Source organism: Streptomyces sp. NPDC018000 (assembly GCF_044328025.1).
GTDB lineage: Bacteria > Actinomycetota > Actinomycetes > Streptomycetales > Streptomycetaceae > Streptomyces.
The window spans coordinates 536,021-556,694 of sequence record NZ_JBIRGM010000004.1 but is presented as its reverse complement, the minus strand read 5'-3'; the positions used below and the strand labels follow the sequence as shown (position 1 = coordinate 556,694).

General features: G+C 69.0%; 16 protein-coding genes and 1 riboswitch. Of the genes, 14 read left to right on the top strand and 2 right to left on the bottom strand.

The window, feature by feature from the left end; all coding sequences use genetic code 11:
* Positions 1-387: 387 nt before the first annotated feature.
* The 5 genes from ACH4EW_RS14055 to ACH4EW_RS14035 all read left to right on the top strand — a co-directional run bounded on the left by ACH4EW_RS14055 (position 388) and on the right by ACH4EW_RS14035 (position 6,382).
* A complete protein-coding gene (locus ACH4EW_RS14055) occupies positions 388-2,508 on the top strand; it encodes a type IIA DNA topoisomerase subunit B (RefSeq protein WP_398255819.1) in 2,121 nt (706 codons plus the stop codon).
* A 114-nt stretch (positions 2,509-2,622) separates the two neighbouring features.
* Entirely contained in the window at positions 2,623-2,931 is a 309-nt protein-coding gene (locus ACH4EW_RS14050; RefSeq protein WP_398256081.1) for a LuxR C-terminal-related transcriptional regulator, read from the top strand.
* A gap of 130 nt (positions 2,932-3,061) precedes the next feature.
* The gene (locus ACH4EW_RS14045) at positions 3,062-3,508 is read left to right on the top strand and encodes a DUF485 domain-containing protein (RefSeq protein ID WP_398256078.1); all 447 of its coding nucleotides are present in this window, start codon (positions 3,062-3,064) and stop codon (positions 3,506-3,508) included.
* Positions 3,505-5,097 (top strand): cation acetate symporter, encoded by a 1,593-nt coding sequence (locus ACH4EW_RS14040; protein ID WP_398255816.1) that lies wholly within the window; start codon positions 3,505-3,507, stop codon positions 5,095-5,097. The genes ACH4EW_RS14045 and ACH4EW_RS14040 overlap by 4 nt, the downstream gene beginning before the upstream one ends.
* 160 nt (positions 5,098-5,257) lie before the next feature.
* Positions 5,258-6,382, top strand: a complete 1,125-nt coding sequence (locus ACH4EW_RS14035; protein WP_398256075.1) for a CobW family GTP-binding protein — start codon at positions 5,258-5,260, stop codon at positions 6,380-6,382.
* A 29-nt stretch (positions 6,383-6,411) separates the two neighbouring features.
* On the opposite strand, the gene ACH4EW_RS14030 is transcribed toward ACH4EW_RS14035, so the two are convergent.
* The gene (locus ACH4EW_RS14030; protein ID WP_398255814.1) at positions 6,412-8,862 is read right to left on the bottom strand and encodes a DNA topoisomerase (ATP-hydrolyzing) subunit A; all 2,451 of its coding nucleotides are present in this window, start codon (positions 8,860-8,862) and stop codon (positions 6,412-6,414) included.
* A gap of 269 nt (positions 8,863-9,131) precedes the next feature.
* Here ACH4EW_RS14030 and ACH4EW_RS14025 point away from each other — a divergent pair, with 269 nt between their 5' ends.
* The 3 genes from ACH4EW_RS14025 (at position 9,132) to ACH4EW_RS14015 (ending at position 13,216) form a co-directional block, all read left to right on the top strand.
* Entirely contained in the window at positions 9,132-10,520 is a 1,389-nt protein-coding gene (locus ACH4EW_RS14025) for a M16 family metallopeptidase (RefSeq protein WP_398255811.1), read from the top strand.
* A gap of 26 nt (positions 10,521-10,546) precedes the next feature.
* Positions 10,547-11,929, top strand: coding sequence for a M16 family metallopeptidase (locus ACH4EW_RS14020; protein ID WP_398256072.1), 1,383 nt, complete (start codon positions 10,547-10,549; stop codon positions 11,927-11,929).
* Positions 11,930-12,259: 330 nt separating this feature from the next.
* A riboswitch (cyclic di-AMP (ydaO/yuaA leader) is annotated at positions 12,260-12,427 on the top strand.
* Positions 12,428-12,439: 12 nt separating this feature from the next.
* The gene (locus tag ACH4EW_RS14015; protein WP_398255808.1) at positions 12,440-13,216 is read left to right on the top strand and encodes a M23 family metallopeptidase; all 777 of its coding nucleotides are present in this window, start codon (positions 12,440-12,442) and stop codon (positions 13,214-13,216) included.
* Between the two features lie 294 nt (positions 13,217-13,510).
* On the opposite strand, the gene ACH4EW_RS14010 is transcribed toward ACH4EW_RS14015, so the two are convergent.
* Complete coding sequence (locus ACH4EW_RS14010; RefSeq protein WP_398255805.1) at positions 13,511-13,792, bottom strand: HPr family phosphocarrier protein; 282 nt, start codon at positions 13,790-13,792, stop codon at positions 13,511-13,513.
* 172 nt (positions 13,793-13,964) lie between these two features.
* Here ACH4EW_RS14010 and ACH4EW_RS14005 point away from each other — a divergent pair, with 172 nt between their 5' ends.
* The 6 genes from ACH4EW_RS14005 to ACH4EW_RS13980 all read left to right on the top strand — a co-directional run bounded on the left by ACH4EW_RS14005 (position 13,965) and on the right by ACH4EW_RS13980 (position 20,629).
* Positions 13,965-16,889: a GNAT family N-acetyltransferase gene (locus ACH4EW_RS14005; RefSeq protein ID WP_398255803.1), complete on the top strand. Its 2,925-nt coding sequence runs from the start codon at positions 13,965-13,967 to the stop codon at positions 16,887-16,889.
* Between the two features lie 128 nt (positions 16,890-17,017).
* Complete coding sequence (locus ACH4EW_RS14000; protein ID WP_398255801.1) at positions 17,018-17,614, top strand: DUF5998 family protein; 597 nt, start codon at positions 17,018-17,020, stop codon at positions 17,612-17,614.
* On the top strand, positions 17,614-18,801 hold the full coding sequence (locus ACH4EW_RS13995) for an alkaline phosphatase family protein (RefSeq protein WP_398255798.1): 1,188 nt from the start codon (positions 17,614-17,616) through the stop codon (positions 18,799-18,801). Before ACH4EW_RS14000 ends, ACH4EW_RS13995 begins: the two co-directional genes overlap by 1 nt.
* A gap of 80 nt (positions 18,802-18,881) precedes the next feature.
* Positions 18,882-19,532 (top strand): thymidine kinase, encoded by a 651-nt coding sequence (locus ACH4EW_RS13990; protein WP_398255795.1) that lies wholly within the window; start codon positions 18,882-18,884, stop codon positions 19,530-19,532.
* Between the two features lie 120 nt (positions 19,533-19,652).
* A complete protein-coding gene (locus ACH4EW_RS13985; protein WP_398255792.1) occupies positions 19,653-20,036 on the top strand; it encodes a hypothetical protein in 384 nt (127 codons plus the stop codon).
* 98 nt (positions 20,037-20,134) lie between these two features.
* A complete protein-coding gene (locus ACH4EW_RS13980) occupies positions 20,135-20,629 on the top strand; it encodes a nucleotide exchange factor GrpE (protein ID WP_398255790.1) in 495 nt (164 codons plus the stop codon).
* The last annotated feature ends 45 nt before the right edge of the window (positions 20,630-20,674 follow it).

The following is a 20,674-nucleotide window of genomic DNA, read 5'->3' as shown; positions in this document are numbered from 1 at the left end:
CAACCAGGCCGAAAACGTTCCCGCTCGTGGCTTTTCTTCGAAACTTCTTCTCAAGATGGCTGTCTGTTGCCGGTTGGCGGCGAATGTGCCGTATTGCGTAGCGCTACGGTTTCGCGTTGCTTGTCGTGGTGGATCCTCCCGGCTGGTTTGCCGGTTTGTTCATGAGGACGTGCCCGGAGCCTAAATGGTTCATGCCTGGAAGGGAACGTGATGTGTACGTCACTCCCACGAGGGATCGAACGTGTATGCGAAGCTGGACTAGTGTGAGGGTTCTCGGAGGGTGGCGTTACAACCGCTCTACCAGGCCTCGGTACCCTCTCAGCGGCGACCGAAGCCGAGCCCGTTGCCCACTGGGCCCCAAATGAAATTCAGCGAGGAGCGAACCGCGTGACCGCCGATACGTCCGTGCCGTCCACTGCGCTGCTGACCGGAGCAGACCGAGACGGTTCCAACTACACCGCGCGGCACCTGCTCGTACTCGAGGGGCTCGAAGCGGTTCGCAAGCGTCCCGGTATGTACATCGGGTCCACCGACAGCCGCGGCCTCATGCACTGCCTCTGGGAGATCATCGACAACTCCGTCGACGAGGCTCTGGGCGGCTACTGCGATCACATCGAGGTCATCCTCCACGACGACAATTCCGTGGAGGTCCGGGACAACGGTCGCGGCATCCCTGTCGACGTCGAGCCCAAGACGGGCCTGTCAGGCGTCGAAGTCGTGATGACAAAGCTGCACGCCGGTGGAAAGTTCGGCGGCGGCTCGTACGCTGCGTCGGGCGGTCTGCACGGCGTCGGTGCCTCCGTGGTCAACGCGCTCTCCGCCCGGCTCGACGTCGAGGTCGACCGCAACAGCGCGACCCACTCGATCAGCTTCCGGCGCGGAGTCCCGGGGATCTTCACCGAGCAGGGGCCGGACAGCCCGTTCGATCCGGCCAACGGCCTGCTCAAGGGCAAGCGGGTACCGAAGGCGCGCACCGGCACCAGGGTGCGTTACTGGGCGGACCGGCAGATCTTCCTCAAGGACGCCAAGCTCAGCTTGGAGACGCTCCACCAGCGGGCGCGGCAGACGGCCTTCCTCGTCCCCGGCCTCACGATCGTCGTCCGTGACGAACGCGGCCTCGACGGCGAGGGCAAGACCGAGGAGACCTTCCACTTCGACGGCGGAATCAGCGAATTCTGCGAGTACCTCGCTCAGGACAAGGCGGTCTGCGACGTCCTGCGCCTGTCGGGTCAGGGCACTTTCAAGGAGACCGTGCCGGTCCTGGACGAGCGCGGACACATGACGGCGACCGAGGTCACCCGCGAACTCGCCGTCGACATCGCTCTGCGCTGGGGCACCGGATACGACACCAACCTCAAGTCATTCGTCAACATCATCGCCACCCCCAAGGGCGGCACGCATGTGACCGGATTTGAACGCTCCGTGACCAAGACGGTCAACGAGGCGCTGCGCTCCGCCAAGCTGCTCCGCGTTGCCGAGGACGACATCGTCAAGGACGACGCGCTGGAGGGTCTCACCGCGGTCGTCACCGTGAGACTGGCGGAGCCGCAGTTCGAGGGCCAGACCAAGGAGGTGCTCGGTACATCGGCGGCCAACCGGATCGTCGCCAACGTCGTGGCCAAGGAGCTCAAGGCGTTCCTGACCTCGACGAAGCGCGATGCCAAGGCCCAGGCCAGGGCGGTCCTGGACAAGGCCGTGGCAGCCGCGCGCACCCGCATCGCGGCCCGCCAGCACAAGGACGCACAGCGCCGCAAGACAGCGCTGGAGTCCTCCTCGCTGCCGGCGAAGCTCGCCGACTGCCGAAGCGACGACGTGGACCGCAGCGAGCTCTTCATCGTCGAAGGCGACTCCGCGCTCGGTACGGCAAAGCTCGCCCGGAACAGCGAGTTCCAGGCACTGTTGCCGATCCGGGGCAAGATCCTCAATGTCCAGAAGGCGTCCGTCTCGGACATGCTGAAGAACGCCGAGTGCGGTGCGATCATCCAGGTCATAGGAGCCGGGTCGGGGCGGACCTTCGACATCGACGCCGCTCGCTACGGGAAGATCGTCCTGCTGGTGGATGCCGATGTCGACGGCGCGCACATCCGCATTCTTCTGCTGACGCTGTTCCAGCGCTACATGCGGCCCATGGTGGAGGCAGGCCGGGTCTTCGCCGCCGTACCCCCGCTGCACCGGATCGAGTTGGTTCAGCCCAAGAAGGGTCAGGACAAGTACATCTACACGTACTCCGACGGCGAGCTGCGTCAGCGGCTGCTGGAGCTGCAGCGGAAGAACATCCGGTACAAGGACTCGATCCAGCGTTACAAGGGTCTGGGCGAGATGGATGCCGACCAGCTGGCCGAGACCACGATGGACCCCCGGCACCGCACACTGCGGCGGATCAACATCGGCGACCTGGAATCGTCCGAGCAGGTCTTCGATCTGCTGATGGGCAATGAGGTGGCGCCGCGCAAGGAGTTCATCACCAGTTCGGCCGCCACCCTGGACCGCTCACGTATCGACGCATGAGCGACGCCGTCTCCACCCCTGGGTGGGGACGGCGACTTGCCCCAGGACCGACCCTTGAGCCGATCCCCCTGACCTGGTCGTTTCCGGAGCGTCGAAGGCGTTCGGCCTTCCCACATCTCGGAGGCCGGCCCCAGTCGCCGCCGGCGGCCGGCTGACCGTCACGACGCAGCCTCCGCCGCCCGGCCCGGCCCTGAGCCCCAGCTGCCCGACGGTCTGACGCCACATGAGCTGGAAGTGCCGGTCCTGATCGCGGAGAAGCTGTCCAACCTGGAGATCGCCCGCAGGCCGCTCATTTCGCAGGTTACCGTGAAAAGTCATACCAACAGCCTCTTTGCCAAGGCCGGATTGCGCGACCGAGCACAGGCCGTTCGCTATGCGTATGTTCGAGGCCTCGCACAGCCGCCTGGGTCAGTCTTCACCTGAAGTGGTGAAGACCAGCGAATGAATGCCCGGGATCTTCCCGATCTGCCCATTCTCGAGTATGCGGCCGAAGTGGTCCGTGGAAAAGGGGAGTTGTTCGGTGGAGAAGGAAGCAGGGCACGTGGCCGCAGCGTTGCGACTCGACGACCCGTGGGACGGTGTGCCGGCCTCCGGATGGGGCGAGCAGGAGGGTGCGGGGAGCTTCGCTTCCGCCGGACCACCCGGGCCAGCTGACCCGCGCTGCGCCGCCTACAGCGCGGCCGACATCTATGTGGAGGTGCAGCGCAGCGAGGCCTTCCAGGAAGTACGCCGTCGGTACAGGCGGTTCGTCATCCCCGCCACCCTCGCCTTCCTCGTCTGGTATCTCGCCTACGTCGTCGCCGCGATCACCGCACCCGGGCTGATGGCCCGCCCGGTGGCCGGAGCGGTCAATGTCGCGATGGTCGTGGGGCTCGGACAGTTCCTCACGACGTTCCTTCTCACCGGGGCGTACGCACGTCACGCACGATTGCGCAGAGACCGGGCCGCACTCGATCTGCGCTGGGAGACACAGGAGATGGCGCGGGGGATCGGGCGTTGAACGGGAACCAACAGACCTTGGCGCTCCTGCTGTTCAGCGCCTTCATCGCAGTGACGCTCGCCATCACCACCTGGGTGAGCCGTAACCGGCACGGCTCGGCCGAGGAGTTCTATGCGGGCGGTCGGCTGTTCTCCTCCATGGAGAACGGTTTCGCCATCGCCGGCGACTACATGTCGGCAGCGTCGTTCCTCGGCATCTCCGGTCTGATCGCCCTCTTCGGCTACGACGGCATGCTCTACTCGGTCGGGTTCCTCGTCGCCTGGCTCGTCGTCCTGCTGCTGGTCGCCGAACTGGTCCGCAATTGCGGCCGGTTCACACTCGCCGACGTGGTGGCGGCGCGGATGGCGGAGCGCCCGGTCCGGATTGCCGCAGGTACCTCGTCCATCACCGTCTCCGTGCTCTATCTGGTGGCACAGATGGTGGGTGCGGGCAGCCTGGTGGCCCTGCTCCTCGGCGGTACGAGCGGCGCCGCCCGTTCGTGGACCGTCATCGGTGTCGGGGCGCTCATGGTGATCTACGTATCGCTCGGCGGTATGCGCGCCACCACCTGGATTCAGATCGTCAAGGCCGTTCTGTTGATGGCGGGAGCGGTCGTTCTCACCGTGCTCGTCCTGGTCCACTTCCACGGCAACTTCAACGCCCTGCTCAACTCCGCCGCCGAACGGAGCGGGCACGGAAGCCGGTTCCTCTCGCCCGGCCTCCGGTACGGCGGAACCTGGACGGCACGCATCGACTTCATCAGCCTGGGCCTGGCCCTGGTACTCGGTACGGCGGGGCTGCCGCACATTCTGTCGCGGTTCTACACAGTGCCCACCGCCCGTGCGGCCCGCCGTTCGGTCGTCTGGTCCATCGGACTCATCGGCAGCTTCTACCTGATGACGATCGCGCTCGGATTCGGGGCGGCGGCACTGGTCGGCTCGGCCGAGGTACGGGCGTCGAATCCCGCGGGGAACACCGCGGTTCCGCTGCTGGCCCTGGTGCTCGGCGGTGGCGAAGGGTCCACCGGGGGAACGATTCTGTTCGCCGTAGTCGCCGCCGTCGCCTTCGCTACCATCCTCGCCGTCGTTGCGGGGATCACCCTCGCCTCGTCCGCCTCTGTGGCCCATGACCTCTACGCCTCGCTCAAGCGTCCGGGCTCCAAGCGGTACAGCGAGGTCACCGTGGCCCGGGTCGCCGCAGCAGGGATCGGGCTGGCCGCCATCGGGCTCGGTCTGATCGCCCAGGACCTGAATGTGGCATTCCTGGTGGGGCTCGCCTTCGCCGTCGCGGCTTCGGCCAATCTCCCGGTGCTGCTGTACTCCCTGTTCTGGCGGAACTTCACCACCCGGGGAGCGGTCTGGTCGGTCTACGGCGGGCTGATCCCCGCCGTGCTGCTCGTGCTGCTCTCCCCGGTTGTCTCCGGCAGCCCCACCTCGCTCTTCCCCGGCGCCGACTTGCAGCTCTTTCCCCTGGAGAACCCAGGCCTGGTCTCCATCCCGCTGGGCTTCCTGGCCGGCTGGATCGGAACAGTCACGTCCACCGAGCCGTCCGACGCCGCCAAACATGCGGAGACCGAGGTCCGTGCGCTGACCGGGGCAGGGGCGGTCTAAGGGCCGGCCTTCTGCGCGACGCGGGTGGTCGGCTGAAGCGCCAATATCCTGGAGCCGGCGGAGGGCGCGAAGATCATCAGCCCGGCGTTACGTCGGAACGTCCCTGCCGCAGCCGGTCCCGGCGTATTCACGTCCCCGAGGAAGGCCCCCGTTGAACCCGTTGTCCCCGCCCCGCAAGCAGCAGATCCCGGTCATCGTCCTTGCGGGGTTCCTGGGATCCGGCAAGACGACACTCCTCAACCACCTCCTCCGTAACCGTGCGGGAAACCGGATCGGCGTGATCGTCAACGACTTCGGCTCCATCGAGATCGACGCCATGACGGTCTCGGGGCAGGTCGGCTCGACGGTCTCGCTGGGCAACGGATGTCTGTGCTGCGCGGTCGACGCGAGCGAACTCGACACGTTCCTGGAGACGCTGACCCGGCCTGCCACCCGCCTCGATGTGATCGTCATCGAGGCCAGCGGACTGGCGGAGCCGCAGGAGCTCGTGCGCATGCTCCTGGCCAGCGACAATCCGCACATCGTGTACGGGGGACTGGTGGAGGTCGTCGATGCCGCAGAGTTCGACGCCACCCGCAGACGCCACCCGGAGATCGACCGCCATCTTGCCGTCGCCGATCTTGTCGTGCTCAACAAGACCGACCGGGTCGGGAGCGAGGAACAGGCCCGTATCCGGGACGTCATCGCTGCGGCAGGAGCCCCGGCCGGCAATGGAGCGGCGGGTGGCGGCGCGGGTGCCGTCGTCTGCGCCACGTACGGACGCATCGACCCCGAGCTGCTCTTCGACCCGGCGCTGCGGCCGGATGGTGAGAAGAAGGCGCGCCAGCTCACCTTCGAAGATCTGCTTCTGGCGGAGCGGGCCGAGGAAGAGGCCGGCGCCGGGCATGATCACCATCTGCATGCCGCGTACGACAGCGTGTCCTTCACCGCGGACGCACCCATGAACCCCCGCCGATTGATGGAGTTTCTCGACTCCAGGCCGCAGGGTCTCTACCGGATCAAGGGGTTCGTCGACTTCGGTGAGGGCGACCGGGGCAACAAGTACGTCCTGCACGCGGTCGGCAGGTTCCTGCGGTTTGATCCGCAGCCGTGGACACGCGACGAACCGCGCCTCACCCAGTTGGTGCTGATCGGCTCAGGCATCGATCCGGAGCAGCTGCACAAGGAGCTGGCCGGCTGCCGCGAGAGCGCCGCGCCGGCGCCTGACACGACGCAGGACGCCGCACATGAGCGAAGCATGTGGGGCGTCCTGCGGTACGTACAACGGCCCGACGACAACGCGTAGCGGCAGGCCACCCGTCGTCGGCCGGCTGGCTACACCGGTCCCGCGACCACCGCGACCGGCTTGGCCAGCGGTGTCCCCGAACCGTCGCGCCGCGGGTCGGGTTCCGGCAGCTCGGTCGGCGTGCCGTTCTTCTGCGCGGCCCGGGCAGGCGTCGCACCCGCCCAGCCGAACACCAGAACGTCCTCACCCTTGAGGAACCGCTGACAGCGCACGCCGCCGGTGGCCCGGCCCTTGCGCGGATACTGGTCGAACGGGGTGAGCTTGGACGTCAGCACCGAGTCGTCCAGCGTGCCGTGCGAGCCCGCCACCGTGAACACCACGGCGTCCGCCGCCGGATCCACCGCGGTGAACGAGAGCACCTCGGCGTCCGCCGCGAGCTTGATCCCCGCCATACCTCCCGCGGGCCGGCCCTGCGGCCGGACCTGTGCCGCCGGGTAGCGCAGCAACTGCGCGTCGGATGTGATGAAGACCAGGTCCTCCTCGCCTGTCCGCAGTTCGGCCGCGCCGACGATCCGGTCACCGTCCTTGAGGCTGATGATCTCCAACTCGTCCTTGTTGGCCGGGTAGTCCGGCACCACCCGCTTGACGACACCCTGAAGGGTGCCGATCGCCAGGCCGGGGGAGGCCTCGTCGAGCGTGGTGAGGCAGATGACCTCCTCGTCGCTCTCCAGCGTGAGGAACTCGGAAACCATCGCACCGCCCGAAAGGTTGGGCGCCGCATGGGTGTCCGGGAGCTGGGGCAGATCGATCACCGCGAGCCGCAGCAGCCGCCCCGTGGACGTCACCGCGCCCACATCGCCACGGGCCGTCGCCGGTACGGCAGACACGATCACATCGTGCTTGACACGCTTGGCATCCTCGGCGAAGACGATCGGATCGTCACTGGCGGTACGGGCCAGCAGGCCGGTCGAGGACAGCAGTACTCGGCACGGGTCGTCCGCGACCTCCAGCGGCACCGAGGCGACCTGCGAACCGGCCGACTCCAGCAGCACCGTACGCCGGTCGGTGCCGAACTTCTTGGCGACCGCGGTCAGTTCGGAGGAGACGAGCTTGCGCAGCTCGGTGTCCGATTCGAGGATGGTGGTCAGCTGGTCGATCTCGGTGTTGAGCCGGTCCCGCTCGCTCTCCAGCTCGATCCGGTCGAACCGCGTCAGCCGGCGCAGCGGGGTGTCCAGGATGTACTGCGTCTGGGTCTCGCTCAGCGAGAAGTGCTCGATGAGCCGTTCCTTCGCCTGTGCCGAGTTGTCGCTGGACCGGATGAGCCGGATGACCTCGTCGATGTCGATCAGCGCGACCAGCAGGCCCTCGACCAGATGCAGCCGATCGCGACGCTTGCCCCGGCGGAACTCGCTGCGCCGGCGCACCACGTCGAAGCGGTGGTCGAGATAGACCTCGAGGAGCTCCTTGAGGCCCAGCGTGAGCGGCTGTCCGTCGACCAGTGCCACATTGTTGATGCCGAAGGAATCCTCCATCGGCGTCAGCTTGTAGAGCTGCTCCAGCACGGCCTCCGGCACGAAACCGTTCTTCACCTCGATGACCAGGCGCAGGCCGTGCTCGCGGTCGGTCAGGTCCTTCACGTCCGCGATGCCCTGGAGCTTCTTCGCCGAGACAAGATCCTTGATCTTGGCGATCACCTTCTCCGGGCCGACGGTGAAGGGCAGTTCGGTGACGACCAGACCCTTGCGGCGCGCCGTCACATTCTCCACGGCGACGGTCGCACGGATCTTGAACGTGCCACGCCCGTTGGCGTACGCATCCTTGATGCCGCCGAGGCCCACGATCCGGCCGCCGGTCGGCAGATCGGGACCGGGGACGAACCGCATCAGGGTCTCCAGGTCCGCACCCGGATGCTTGATCAGATGACGGGCGGCGGCGATGACCTCGCCCAGGTTGTGCGGCGGCATATTGGTCGCCATGCCGACCGCGATCCCGGACGACCCGTTGACCAGGAGGTTCGGGTACGCGGCCGGAAGAACGGTCGGCTCCTGCTCCTGCCCGTCGTAATTCGACTGGAAGACGACGGTGTCCTCGTCGATCGACTCCGTCATCAGTGACGTTGCGTCGGCCATCCGGCACTCGGTGTAGCGCATGGCGGCCGGCGGGTCGTCGTTTCCGAGCGAGCCGAAGTTGCCGTGGCCGTCGACCAGGGGGAGCCGCATGGAGAACGGCTGCGCCAGACGGACCAGCGCGTCGTAGATCGACGCATCGCCGTGCGGGTGCAACTTGCCCATGACCTCGCCGACCACACGGGCACACTTCACGTAGCCGCGGTCGGGGCGCAGGCCCATCTCGTTCATCTGGTACACGATGCGGCGGTGCACCGGCTTCATGCCGTCACGGGCATCCGGCAGGGCCCGTGAGTAGATCACCGAGTATGCGTACTCGAGGAAGGAGCCCTGCATTTCGTCGACGACGTCGATGTCGAGGATCTTCTCCTCGAAGTCGTCCGGCGGCGGGGTCTTCGTGCTGCGGCGGGCCATCGCTGCTGCGACTCCTTCACGGATTCTGTTCGGGCAACCTCAGGTTCTGACGCGGACCATTGTGGCCCGCCGCACTGACATCGCCGACCTCGACCCGTCCCAAGAGCCGTCCGGGCCCCTTCCGAGGTGGTCTCACGACCCGTCCCGCGGGGGACGAGCTTCTCTTTCACGCGAACTTCCGCGGTATGGGAACTTCGCCAGGTGTCTGTGCGCTTGCTTACAGTGGCAGGGCTCGCAAGAAATCCAGTATCGCGATCGAAGGGACCTACATGCCCATGGGTCACACGGCCACAGCCCAGGCCGGCTCCGGCGGCTTGACAGCGACCGAGCACCGTCTGGCCAACGGCCTGCGCGTGGTGCTCTCCGAGGACCATCTGACCCCGGTCGCCGCGGTCTGCCTCTGGTACGACGTCGGCTCGCGCCACGAGGTCAAGGGACGCACCGGTCTGGCTCACCTCTTCGAGCACCTGATGTTCCAGGGCTCCGGCCAGGTCAAGGGGAACGGGCACTTCGAGCTGGTGCAGGGAGCCGGCGGTTCGCTCAACGGGACCACCAGCTTCGAGCGCACCAACTACTTCGAGACCATGCCCACGCACCAGCTGGAGCTGGCCCTCTGGCTCGAGGCCGACCGGATGGGCTCGCTGCTCGCCGCGCTCGACGAGGAGTCCATGGAGAACCAGCGCGACGTCGTCAAGAACGAGCGCCGCCAGCGTTACGACAATGTCCCCTACGGCACGGCGTTCGAGAAGCTGACGGCACTGGCCTACCCCGAGGGCCACCCGTACCACCACACGCCGATCGGTTCGATGGCGGACCTGGACGCCGCGACCCTCGAGGACGCCCGCACCTTCTTCCGTACGTACTACGCGCCCAACAACGCGGTGCTCTCGGTCGTCGGTGACATCGACCCGGAGCAGACCCTCGCCTGGATCGAGAAGTACTTCGGCTCCATCGCGTCCCATGACGGCAAGCAGCCGCCGCGCGACGGCACGCTCCCCGAGATCATCGGCGAGCAGTTGCGCGAGGAGGTGCGCGAGGAGGTGCCGGCGCGGGCGCTGATGGCCGCCTACCGGCTGCCGCACGACGGCACCCGTGAGTGTGACGCGGCAGACCTCGCGCTGACTGTGCTCGGCGGCGGTGAGTCGTCTCGGCTGCACAACCGCCTGGTCCGCCGTGACCGTACGGCCGTGGCAGCCGGGTTCGGGTTGCTGCGGCTGGCCGGTGCGCCCTCGCTCGGCTGGCTGGACGTCAAGACGTCCGGCGGCGTCGAGGTGCCGCAGATCGAGGCCGCGGTCGACGAGGAGCTGGCCCGGTTCGCTGCCGAGGGCCCCACGCCCGAGGAAATGGAGCGTGCGCAGGCCCAGTTGGAGCGCGAGTGGCTGGACCGGCTCGGTACGGTCGCCGGCCGCGCCGACGAACTCTGCCGGTTCGCCGTGCTGTTCGGCGATCCGCAGCTCGCTCTGACCGCCGTACAGCGGGTGCTCGATGTCACCGCGGAAGAGGTCCAGGCGGTCGCCAAGGCCCAGTTGCGCCCCGACAACCGCGCGGTGCTGGTCTACGAGCCGGTTGAATCGGCCGAGCCCGCAGACGCAGCGGCCGCCGAGACCGGCGCCGACGACACTGACGACACCGACGCGCACGAAGGAGCGGACAAGTGACCGACGCTGCCGCGACTGGAGTTTCGATGCAGTACCACCCGCAGCCGGCCCCCGGCGTCGCCCGCCCCTGGGCCTTCCCCGCTCCGGAGCGGGGCGCCCTGCCCAACGGCCTCACGGTGCTGCGCTGCCACCGCCCCGGCCAGCAGGTCGTGGCGGTCGAGATCTTCCTCGACGCCCCGCTGGACGCCGAGCCCGAGGGCCTCGACGGCGTGGCCACGATCATGTCGAGGGCGCTGTCCGAGGGAACCGACAAGCACACCGCCGAGGAGTTCGCCGCCGAGCTGGAGCGCTGCGGCGCCACCCTCGACGCGCACGCCGACCACCCCGGCGTCCGGGTCTCCCTGGAGGTTCCGGCCTCCCGGCTGGCCAAGGCTCTCGCACTGGTCGCAGAGGCGCTGCGGGCGCCCGCGTTCGAGGACAGCGAGATCGAACGGCTGGTACGCAACCGGCTCGACGAGATCCCGCACGAGCAGGCCAACCCGGCCCGGCGCGCCGCCAAGCAGCTCTCCAAGGAGCTCTTCCCGGCTGCAGCGCGGATGTCGCGCCCGCGCCAGGGCACCGAGGAGACGGTGGAGCGGATCGACTCGGCGGCCGTGCGTGCCTTCTTCGACGCGCACGTGCGGCCGTCCGCGGCGACCGCCGTGGTCGTCGGCGACCTCACCGGCATCGACCTGGACGCCCTGCTCGCCGACACCTTCGGCGACTGGTCGGGAGACACCGCGGAGCCCCGTCCTGCCCCGCCGATCACCGCCGACGACACCGGCCGAGTGGTGATCGTCGACCGTCCGGGCGCGGTGCAGACGCAGCTGCTGATCGGCCGGATCGGCGCCGACCGGCACGACAGCGTATGGCCGGCCCAGGTGCTGGGCACATACTGCCTGGGCGGCACGCTCACCTCCCGGCTGGATCGTGTGCTGCGAGAGGAGAAGGGCTACACCTACGGCGTACGGGCCTTCGCTCAGGTGCTGCGGTCGTCGGCCCCGGATTCCGCCTCGGGGGCGACCGGTGCCGCGATGCTGGCCATCAGCGGATCGGTGGACACGGAGTCCACGGGGCCGGCGCTGAAGGACCTGTGGACGGTCCTGCGGACCCTGGCCGCGGAGGGGCTGACCGACGAAGAGCGCGAGACGGCCGTGCAGAACCTCGTGGGTGTCGCCCCGCTGAAGTTCGAGACGGCGGCCTCGGTCGCGGGCACCCTCGCCGACCAGGTCGAGCAGCACCTCCCGGACGACTACCAGGCACAGCTGTACGCCCGGCTCGCGGAGACCGGCACGGTCGAGGCGACCGCAGCGGTGGTCAACGCCTTCCCGGGTGACCGGCTGGTCACGATCCTCGTCGGTGACGCGGCACAGATCGAGGAGCCGGTCCGGGCCCTGGGCATCGGAGAGGTGTCGGTGGTCGCAGGCTGACGGTCGTACGCACCCGCCGCGGACGCCGGACGACCGGCCGGCCGGCCCGTCGGGTGTGCCGGTTCACCGGTCGACTGTCGCGTTCGACCGAGCACCGACCGCACCGGCCGGTCCACCGGCCCGCCACATTTCCGCATAACGGGACAAAAGGAATGCCCCTGTGAGTGAGATCTCGCCGGGGTATTCCTTTTTGTCCGTTCCGGTGGAGAGGTTGCCTGCCTGTCCTGTGGGATGCGCTACAAAACGGCCTGTCCGTTTGGTGAATGAAAGTGACCCCACTTAGCGTCGGCTGGGCTGTCCGTCACTCGTATGCCGCATCCGCGACGTACCGGGCAGCCATCGCCGAGTCCCCGTCAGGCGCGAGCCTGGGGAGCCGGGGACCCATGCAGTCCCTGGGGTGAATCGGATTCCTGAGCCTCGATGGGGCCGGGGCGTCCGTAGGAGACCTTCCTGCTCCGAACCCGTCAGCTAACCCGGTAGGCGAGAAGGAAGGAAAGGATCAGCCGCTTCATGGCGTTCACCCGTGCCACCGGGAAGCATCGTGCCCCGAGTCGACTGACGCGCAGGAGTGCGAAGATCGCCGGCGCCGCGACCCTGGCCACCACCGGCGTCATCGGCGGCATGGCCTCTCCGGCTCTCGCCGCGGACCCCTCCGTCAGCGACACCGGCCTGAACCAGCTCATAGCCATCGAGGGCGCCGTCGCCGACCAGATCGAAGCCCAGGCCGACGCGCAGAAGCGCCAGGCCGATGCCGCGGCGAAGGCGAAGGCGGAGGCCCGGCAGAAGGCGGAGGCCAAGAAGGAGGCCGAGGCCAAGAAGGAGGCCGAGGCGCGCGCCGAGAAGGCCCGCGCCGCCCGGTCTGCCGAGCGCACACGCCTGGGTTCCTTCCAGCTCCCGGTAGCTGGTTCGTATGTCACCACCGGCTACAAGTCGAGCGGTTCCCTCTGGTCCTCCGGCAGCCACTCGGGCATCGACTTCCACGCCGCGTCCGGCAGCCCCGTCGTCGCTGTCGGCGCCGGTACGGTCGTCGAGGCGGGCTGGGGCGGCGCGTACGGCAACAACGTCGTGTTGCGGATGGCGGACGGCACGTACACCCAGTACGGCCATCTCTCCTCGATCGGTGTCTCCGTCGGCCAGAGCGTCGGGGCGGGCCAGCAGATCGGCCTCTCCGGCTCGACCGGCAACTCCACCGGACCACACCTCCACTTCGAGGCCCGGACCGCGCCGTCGTACGGCTCCGACTTGGACCCCGTCGCATACTTGCGCGCCCACGGCGTCAACGTCTGACCGACGCTCCACCCGCAGCGCCCTTTCGAAGGCCCCGGCAGCACGCCGGGGCCTTCGCTGTGCCCGGCCTCCGCGCCTGCCGGCAGTACCCGCTCCTCGAGCCGTCCTGTGGCCAAGAGATATTCATGGATTTCCACCCGGCATCGGAAAGGCGACCGCATCGCAATGGAGCCGCGGCACAGGCGCCGGTCGGCCGTTTTGAGCTGTCCGAATTCTCTCCGGTCGTCGGGTTGGCGAAGCGAAAAAGCCGCGGCCCCGGACAAAGGGTGCCGCGGCTCTTTCGCGCGAAATGGTTCAGACGGTTTCCGGAAGCTCGTCGAGACCTTCGGCGACAAGCTTCGCCAGACGGTCCAGGGCGACTTCGGAGTCGTCGGCCTCGGACGCAAGCACGATCTCGTCGCCGCCGTGCGCGCCGAGACCGAGCACCGCGAGTATGGAGGCGGCGTTCACCGGGTCGCCGTCGGCCTTGGAGATCGTCACGGGGACGCCGGAAGCCGTGGCGGCACGGACGAAGATGGAAGCGGGACGGGCGTGCAGCCCCTCGGCCCAACCGACGTTGACGCGACGCTCAGCCATGGTTCCGCCCTTCACGAATCAATAGTTGTCTAGACCAGACTCTCATGCGGTGCGCGATTTTCCCGCCGAACCGCGGAATGCCCACAACCCGTGCGGTACCGCCGATCGGCCCCCTCAGACTGCCCTGGCCCCAAGCCCTACGCGACCGCTGACGGAGCCGTAGGCTTTGCGCATGCAGCCCTCGCCGGAGCAGAGTCCGCATCACGTGTACCCCGACCACTGGGAAGCGGACGTGGTCCTCCGCGACGGAGGAACCGCCCGGATCAGGCCCATCACCACGGACGACGCCGAACGGCTGGTCAGCTTCTACGAGCAGGTCTCCGACGAGTCGAAGTACTACCGCTTCTTCGCCCCGTACCCCCGTCTGTCCGACAGAGACGTGTACCGCTTCACCCATCACGACTACGTCGACCGGGTGGGGCTCGCGGTCACGGTCGGCGGCGAGTTCATCGCGACCGTCCGCTACGACCGGATCGACGAGCGGGGCAGGTCTGCCTCCGTACCCGCCGACGAGGCCGAGGTCGCCTTTCTGGTCCAGGACGCGCATCAGGGCCGGGGTGTGGCATCGGCGCTCCTCGAACACATCGCGGCCGTCGCCCGCGAGCGCGGCATCCGCCGCTTCGTGGCCGAGGTGCTGCCCGCCAACAACAAGATGATCAAGGTGTTCCGGGACGCCGGGTACACCCAGCAGCGCAGCTTCGAGGACGGCTCCGTCCATCTCACCCTGGACCTCGAACCGACCGCCGAGTCGCTCGCCGTGCAGCGCGGCCGTGAGCAGCGGGCCGAGGCGCGCTCCGTGCAACGGCTGCTCGCGCCCGGATCCGTCGCCGTCATCGGCGCAGGCCGCACTCCCGGCGGGGTCGGCCGCACGGTCCTGCGCAACCTCCTCGGGGCCGGGTTCACCGGCCGTACGTACGCCGTGAACCGCGCCTTCGCCGCCGACCAGGGCACGATCGACGGTGTCCCCGCTCACCGTTCCATCAGCGAGATCGACGAACCGGTCGACCTCGCGGTCGTCGCCGTCCCCGCAGACCGGGTTCCGGAGGTCGTCGCCGACTGCGGTGAGCACGGCGTTCAGGGCCTGGTCGTCCTCTCCGCCGGATACGCCGAATGGGGCGCCGAAGGCAGGGAGCGGCAGCGTGAACTGGTCCGCCAGGCCCGCTCGTACGGGATGCGGATCGTCGGCCCGAATGCCTTCGGCGTCATCAACAACGCCGAGGCCGTCCGGCTGAACGCCTCCCTCGCCCCCGAGCCGCCCGCGCCCGGACGCATCGGCCTCTTCACCCAGTCCGGAGCGATCGGCATCGCGCTGCTCTCCGGGCTCTACCGGCGCGGCGCCGGCCTCTCCACCTTCATCTCCGCCGGCAACCGCGCCGACATCTCGGGAAACGACTTCCTGCAGTACTGGTACGAGGACCCGGACACCGATGTCGCCCTGCTGTACCTCGAATCGCTCGGCAACCCCCGCAAGTTCACCCGCCTCGCGCGGCGCACCGCGGCCGTGAAGCCGGTGGTCGTGGTGAAGGGCGCCCGGCACAGCGGTTCCACCCCGCCCGGCCATGCGGTGCCGGTCAGCCGGGTCCCGGACGCGACGGTCTCCGCGCTCATGCGGCAGGCGGGCGTGATCCGCGTCGACACAGTGACGGAGATGGTGGACGTCGGTCTCCTCCTCGCCGACCAGCCCCTTCCGGCGGGCCCGCGGGTCGCGATCCTCGGCAACTCCGAATCGCTCGGCCTGCTCACGTACGACGCCTGCCTGGCCGAGGGGCTGCGCCCTCGCCCGCCCCGCGACCTCACCACCGCCGCCACCCCGCAGGACTTCCGGGAGGCCCTGACCGAGGCCCTCGCCGACGAGGGCTGCGACTCGGTGGTCGTGACGGCGATCCCCTGGGTGGGCGAGAACGGCGAAGCGGAATCGGGCGACGGAGAGGTGCTGGCGACCGCGCTGCACGCGGCAGCCGCGGCCGGTCCCGCCAAGCCGGTGGCCGTCGTCCATGTGGAGATCGGCGGCCTGGCGGAGGCCCTCGCCGCGGCCACCAGCACGGTCGCGCTGCCGCATCCTTCGGCAGAGCCCTCCCCAGCCGCGACGCCCTCGCGCGCCGGAGCCGCCACCACGACCGGCCACGACCCTGCGCGTACCCCCTCGGCACCCGGAACCAGCAGCGGCACAGCCACCGCCCCCATCGGCGCGGGCACTGACGGCGGCCCCGGCATCCGGATCGGCCGGATACCTGCCTACCCCGCCGCCGAGCGGGCTGTGCGTGCCCTGGCCGAAGCGGTGAGGTACGCGCAGTGGAGACGGCAGGCGGCCGTGCCCGGCAAGGTGCCCGAGTTCCTCGACGACACCATCGACGAGCCGGGTGCCGCCGGCCTGATCGACGCCCTCCTCGGCCCCGACCCCGACCCGCGGGGCAGGCCGCTCGCACACGACGAGGCGCGCGAACTTCTGGGCCGCTACGGCATCACCGTGCGACCGACGCTTCCGGCCTCCGACCCGGAAGCCGCCGTTGCCGCAGCCGCGCAGCTCGGCTATCCCGTGGCGCTCAAGACCACTGCGCCCCATCTGCGTCACCGCGCCGATCTCGGCGGTGTCCGGCTGGACCTCGCCAACGAGGGCGCGTTGCGCCGGGCGTACGGCGAACTGACCGACCTGCTCGGCAAGCCCATTGAGCTCCAGCCCGTCGTCCAGGCCATGGCACCGCGCGGCGTCGACACCGTCGTACGCGCCGCGATCGACTCGGCGGCAGGGGCCGTCCTCTCCTTCGGGCTCGCGGGCGCGCCCTCCGAACTCCTCGGTGACACCGCCCACCGTCTCGTTCCGGCCACCGACCGCGACGCCGCCGAGCTGATCCGGTCCATCCGGGCGGCACCGGTGCTGTTCGGCTGGCGTGGCGCGGCGCCCGTGGACACCGCGGCGCTCGAAGAGCTGCTGCTGCGGGTGTCCCTGCTGGTCGACGACCATCCCGAGGTGGTCTCCATCGCTCTGGAACCGGTCGTGGTCGCCACCCAGGGGCTGACGGTCCTCGGCGCGAGCGTCCGGCTCGCGCCGCCCCCGGCCCGCACCGACCTCGGCCCGCGCCGCCTCCCCAATTACTGACCGGCAGCGCACCGTCTCGTTCCCGATCGCCGGACGGGTGCGAAACCAGGTCCCTTCGCCGCTCGGGCCCGGTCCACCCTGCCGCGGAACGTCCACGGCAGTCATCCGTCCCCCGTAGGATGGTCCTCATGGCAAAGACCGGTACGACGACCCAGGGGCTGCGCGCGGCGATCGAGCGCAGTGGCTACTACCCGGCCCTCGTGGCCGAGGCGGTGGAGGCCGCCGTGGGCGGTGAGCCGGTCGCTTCGTACCTGGTGCACCAGGAGACCACCTTCGACTCCAACGAGGTGCGCCGCCATGTCACGGTCCTGGTCCTGACGGACAACCGGTTCGTCGTCAGCCACACCGACGAGCAGAATGCGGACACCAGCTCCCCGACGCCGTACGCCACCACCTCCACGGAGTCGGTCAAGCTCGACCGGATCTCGTCGGTCGTGGTCAGCCGCGTCGTGGCCAACCCCGAGAAGTACGTACCGGGCACGTTGCCCCGCGAGGTCGTCCTCACCATCGGCTGGGGTGCGGTCTCCCGCATCGACCTGGAGCCGGCCGCCTGCGGCGACCCCAACTGCGAGGCCGACCACGGCTACACCGGCAGCTCCACCGCCGACGATCTGAGCCTGCGGGTCAGCGAGGCCGGTGACGGCCCGGACACCGTGCGTCAGACCCTCGCCTTCGCCCAGGCGCTCTCCGAGGCCACGGCCGCGACCGCGGCGACCGGCCGCTGATGGTCCAGCCGGCCTGGCAGGACCCCGTTCTGCTCCCCGTCGACACCGCCCCCGTCCCCGAGTACGGCAGCGGCTCGCTCTCCGATCTGCTTCCCACCCTCGCCGCTGGACAGGGCGTACCCGGCTTCACCACCGCGATCCCCGAACTCACCCCCGCCGACCGGAACTGCGTGTTCCTGATCGACGGTCTCGGCTGGGAGCAGATCAAGGCCCATCCCGACGAGGCACCGTTTCTGCACTCCCTGCTGCCCACCTCGCGAGGCGGCACCGGCCGCCCGATCACGGCGGGCTTCCCTGCCACCACCGCGACCTCACTGGCCTCGGTCGGTACCGGACTTCCGCCGGGGGAGCACGGCCTTCCCGGCTACACCGCGCGCAATCCGGAGACCGGCGAGCTGATGAACCAGCTCCGCTGGCAGCCCTGGACCTCGCCGAAGGCCTGGCAGCCGTACCCCACCGTCTTCGGGCTCGCCGACGCCGCCGGTGTGCGCACCGCTCAGGTCTCCGCCCCCGCCTTCGAGCAGACCCCGCTCACCAAGATCGCGCTCAGCGGGGGCTCGTTCCTCGGCCGGCTGTCCGGAGAGGAGCGGATGGACGTCGCCGCCGAACGGCTGGCCGCAGGTGACCGGTCGCTCGTCTACACGTACTACAGCGAGGTCGACAGCAAGGGCCACCGCTTCGGCGTCGACTCCGACGCCTGGCGCGGACAGCTGATGTACGTGGACGGCCTGGCCCGGCGGCTGGCCGAACAGCTCCCGCCCCGCTCGGTGCTGTACATCACCGCCGACCACGGCATGATCGACATCCCCTTCGACGAGCAGTCCCGGATCGACTTCGACGAGGACTGGGAACTGCACGCGGGTGTCGCCCTGCTCGGCGGCGAGGGCCGGGCCCGTCATGTGTACGCCGTCCCGGGGGCCGAGAACGATGTGCTGACCGTCTGGCGGGAAGTGCTCGGCGAGCAGTTCTGGGTGGCGAGCCGGGACGAGGCGATCGCGGCCGGCTGGTTCGGCCCGAAGATCGACGAACGCGTCCACGGCAGGATCGGCGACGTCGTCGCGGCGGCCCGCGACGACGTGGTGATCACCGCCTCGGTCAATGAGCCGCACGAGTCCGCGATGGTGGGCATGCATGGTTCGATGACCCCCGCCGAGCAGCTCGTCCCACTGCTCGAAGTACGCTCGTAGGCGCGTTTTCCCTCTCCAGCGTTCCCCCACCACCATTTCCCTGCCCTGCTTCGCCCCGCCCGAAAGGTGCTCAGCCCCTCATGCCCGAGCTCGTGTTCTTCTCCGGAACGATGGATTGTGGGAAGAGCACTTTGGCGCTCCAGATCGGACACAACCGCTCGGCCCGGGGTCTTCAAGGTGTGATCTTCACGCGGGACGACCGGGCGGGGGAGGGGAAGTTGTCCTCGCGGCTGGGCCTGGTCACGGAGGCGGTCGAGGCCACAGAGGGCATGGATCTGTATGGGTATCTGGTCGATCGGTTGTCCACGGGCGGCAAGGTCGACTATGTGATCGCCGATGAGGCGCAGTTCCTGGCGCTGGAGCAGATCGACCAGCTGGCGAGAGTCGTTGACGACCTCGGGCTTGACGTCTTCGCCTTCGGTATCACCACCGACTTTCGTACCAGGCTCTTCCCCGGTTCGCAGCGGCTGATCGAACTGGCCGATCGGGTCGAGGCCCTCCAGGTGGAGGCCCTGTGCTGGTGCGGCGCCCGGGCTACGCACAACGCCCGAACGGTGGGTGGGGAGATGGTCGTCGAGGGCGCCCAGGTGGTCGTCGGCGACGTCAACCGACCGGCAGAGGTGATCGGTTACGAGGTTCTGTGCCGCCGTCATCACCTTCGCCGGATGACCGCTGCTTCAGCCCACGCCGGCGCGCTGTCCCCCGACGTCCTGCCGGTGACATCCGCTTGACGGCAACGCCGAGCTCAGCCAAGTTGACAGCATCCTTTCTCCTTCGACTCGGGCCTCTGCGGGCCCATGGTGCCCTATGCTCGACCCACGACATGTGCTCTGGAGCGGCGGAGGGCGTCCGTGGACCTGATTGCACCTGAACTGCTCATGGCCCTTGCCGGAGGCACCGCGGGCGCGGCGGGGGAGCAGATCTGGACGTCTTTGCGAAGCCTGCTCGGACGACGGCCGTCGGACGGAGAGCCGTATGGCGAGGGCGAGTTGACGGCCCTCGCCGAGGCGGCTGACAGCGCGGAGCGTGCCGCGGAGTTGGCCGAGGTGCTGGCTCTCCGCGCCCGGCAGGACCCCGCCTTCGCCGAGGCGCTCGCGGCCTGGCGGCGGCAGGCCGAGGCACTGGAGGGCATGCGGACCGGCGCGGGCGACGTGCACAACGCGATCTCCGGGGGCACTCAGGGCAATGTCGTCCAGGCCCGGGACGTTCACGGTTCCATCAATTTCGGTGGCTGACGAGGTCGTGCATGGCTTGGTGGTGGGGGTTCGAGCCCGGCAGGTGATCGCGACACGCTCCGCTGACATGCCGTGCCCTTTGGTCTACTGTGAGCGACGTGTCGGAATGTGTCGAACCCTGCGCGCATGCAGCTGAGTTCACCGCTGCACTCGCTCGTCAGCAACAGCTCGCCGAGCGCCGTGAGGAGATTGTCACCAGGCTGCACGACGAGGTCGAGCGGCTGCGCCGAGGCGAGATCGAGGTGGCGCTCGACCTTGTGCGCCACTCCCTGATTCGGCTCCACGACCAGATCCTGCGCCAGGCCGAACACGTCGCCGATCCGCTCGGCATCGACGAACTACGGGCCCTGCTGACCGCACTGGCCGACGAGGCGGCCGACACCGTGGCCAGGACCGGCGTCGAGCGGTACGTTCCCTTGCCCGGCGAGGCATTTGACATGGCGTTGCAGCGCCCGGTGGGCCGCGCCCCCGCCGAAGGGCCTGAGGCGGACCGGACGGTGGCGCGTGTTGTGGCGGCCGGATTCGTTCAGGGGGAGCGGGTCGTGCGCAAGGCCGACGTCGTGGTTTCCTGGTGGGAACCGGATGCCCCATGAGCGTTCACTTCTCCAAAGGAACTGCTCACAAGGGAAACTGACGGA

Coding starts and splice junctions, on each gene's coding strand:
- ACH4EW_RS14010 (WP_398255805.1), bottom strand. CDS start 13,792: ATGGCTGAGCGTCGCGTCAACGTCGGTTGGGCCGAGGGGCTGCACGCC.
- ACH4EW_RS13990 (WP_398255795.1), top strand. CDS start 18,882: ATGCCCGAGCTCGTGTTCTTCTCCGGAACGATGGATTGTGGGAAGAGC.
- ACH4EW_RS14025 (WP_398255811.1), top strand. CDS start 9,132: ATGCCCATGGGTCACACGGCCACAGCCCAGGCCGGCTCCGGCGGCTTG.
- ACH4EW_RS13995 (WP_398255798.1), top strand. CDS start 17,614: ATGGTCCAGCCGGCCTGGCAGGACCCCGTTCTGCTCCCCGTCGACACC.
- ACH4EW_RS14020 (WP_398256072.1), top strand. CDS start 10,547: ATGCAGTACCACCCGCAGCCGGCCCCCGGCGTCGCCCGCCCCTGGGCC.
- ACH4EW_RS14000 (WP_398255801.1), top strand. CDS start 17,018: ATGGCAAAGACCGGTACGACGACCCAGGGGCTGCGCGCGGCGATCGAG.
- ACH4EW_RS14030 (WP_398255814.1), bottom strand. CDS start 8,862: ATGGCCCGCCGCAGCACGAAGACCCCGCCGCCGGACGACTTCGAGGAG.
- ACH4EW_RS14005 (WP_398255803.1), top strand. CDS start 13,965: ATGCAGCCCTCGCCGGAGCAGAGTCCGCATCACGTGTACCCCGACCAC.
- ACH4EW_RS14015 (WP_398255808.1), top strand. CDS start 12,440: ATGGCGTTCACCCGTGCCACCGGGAAGCATCGTGCCCCGAGTCGACTG.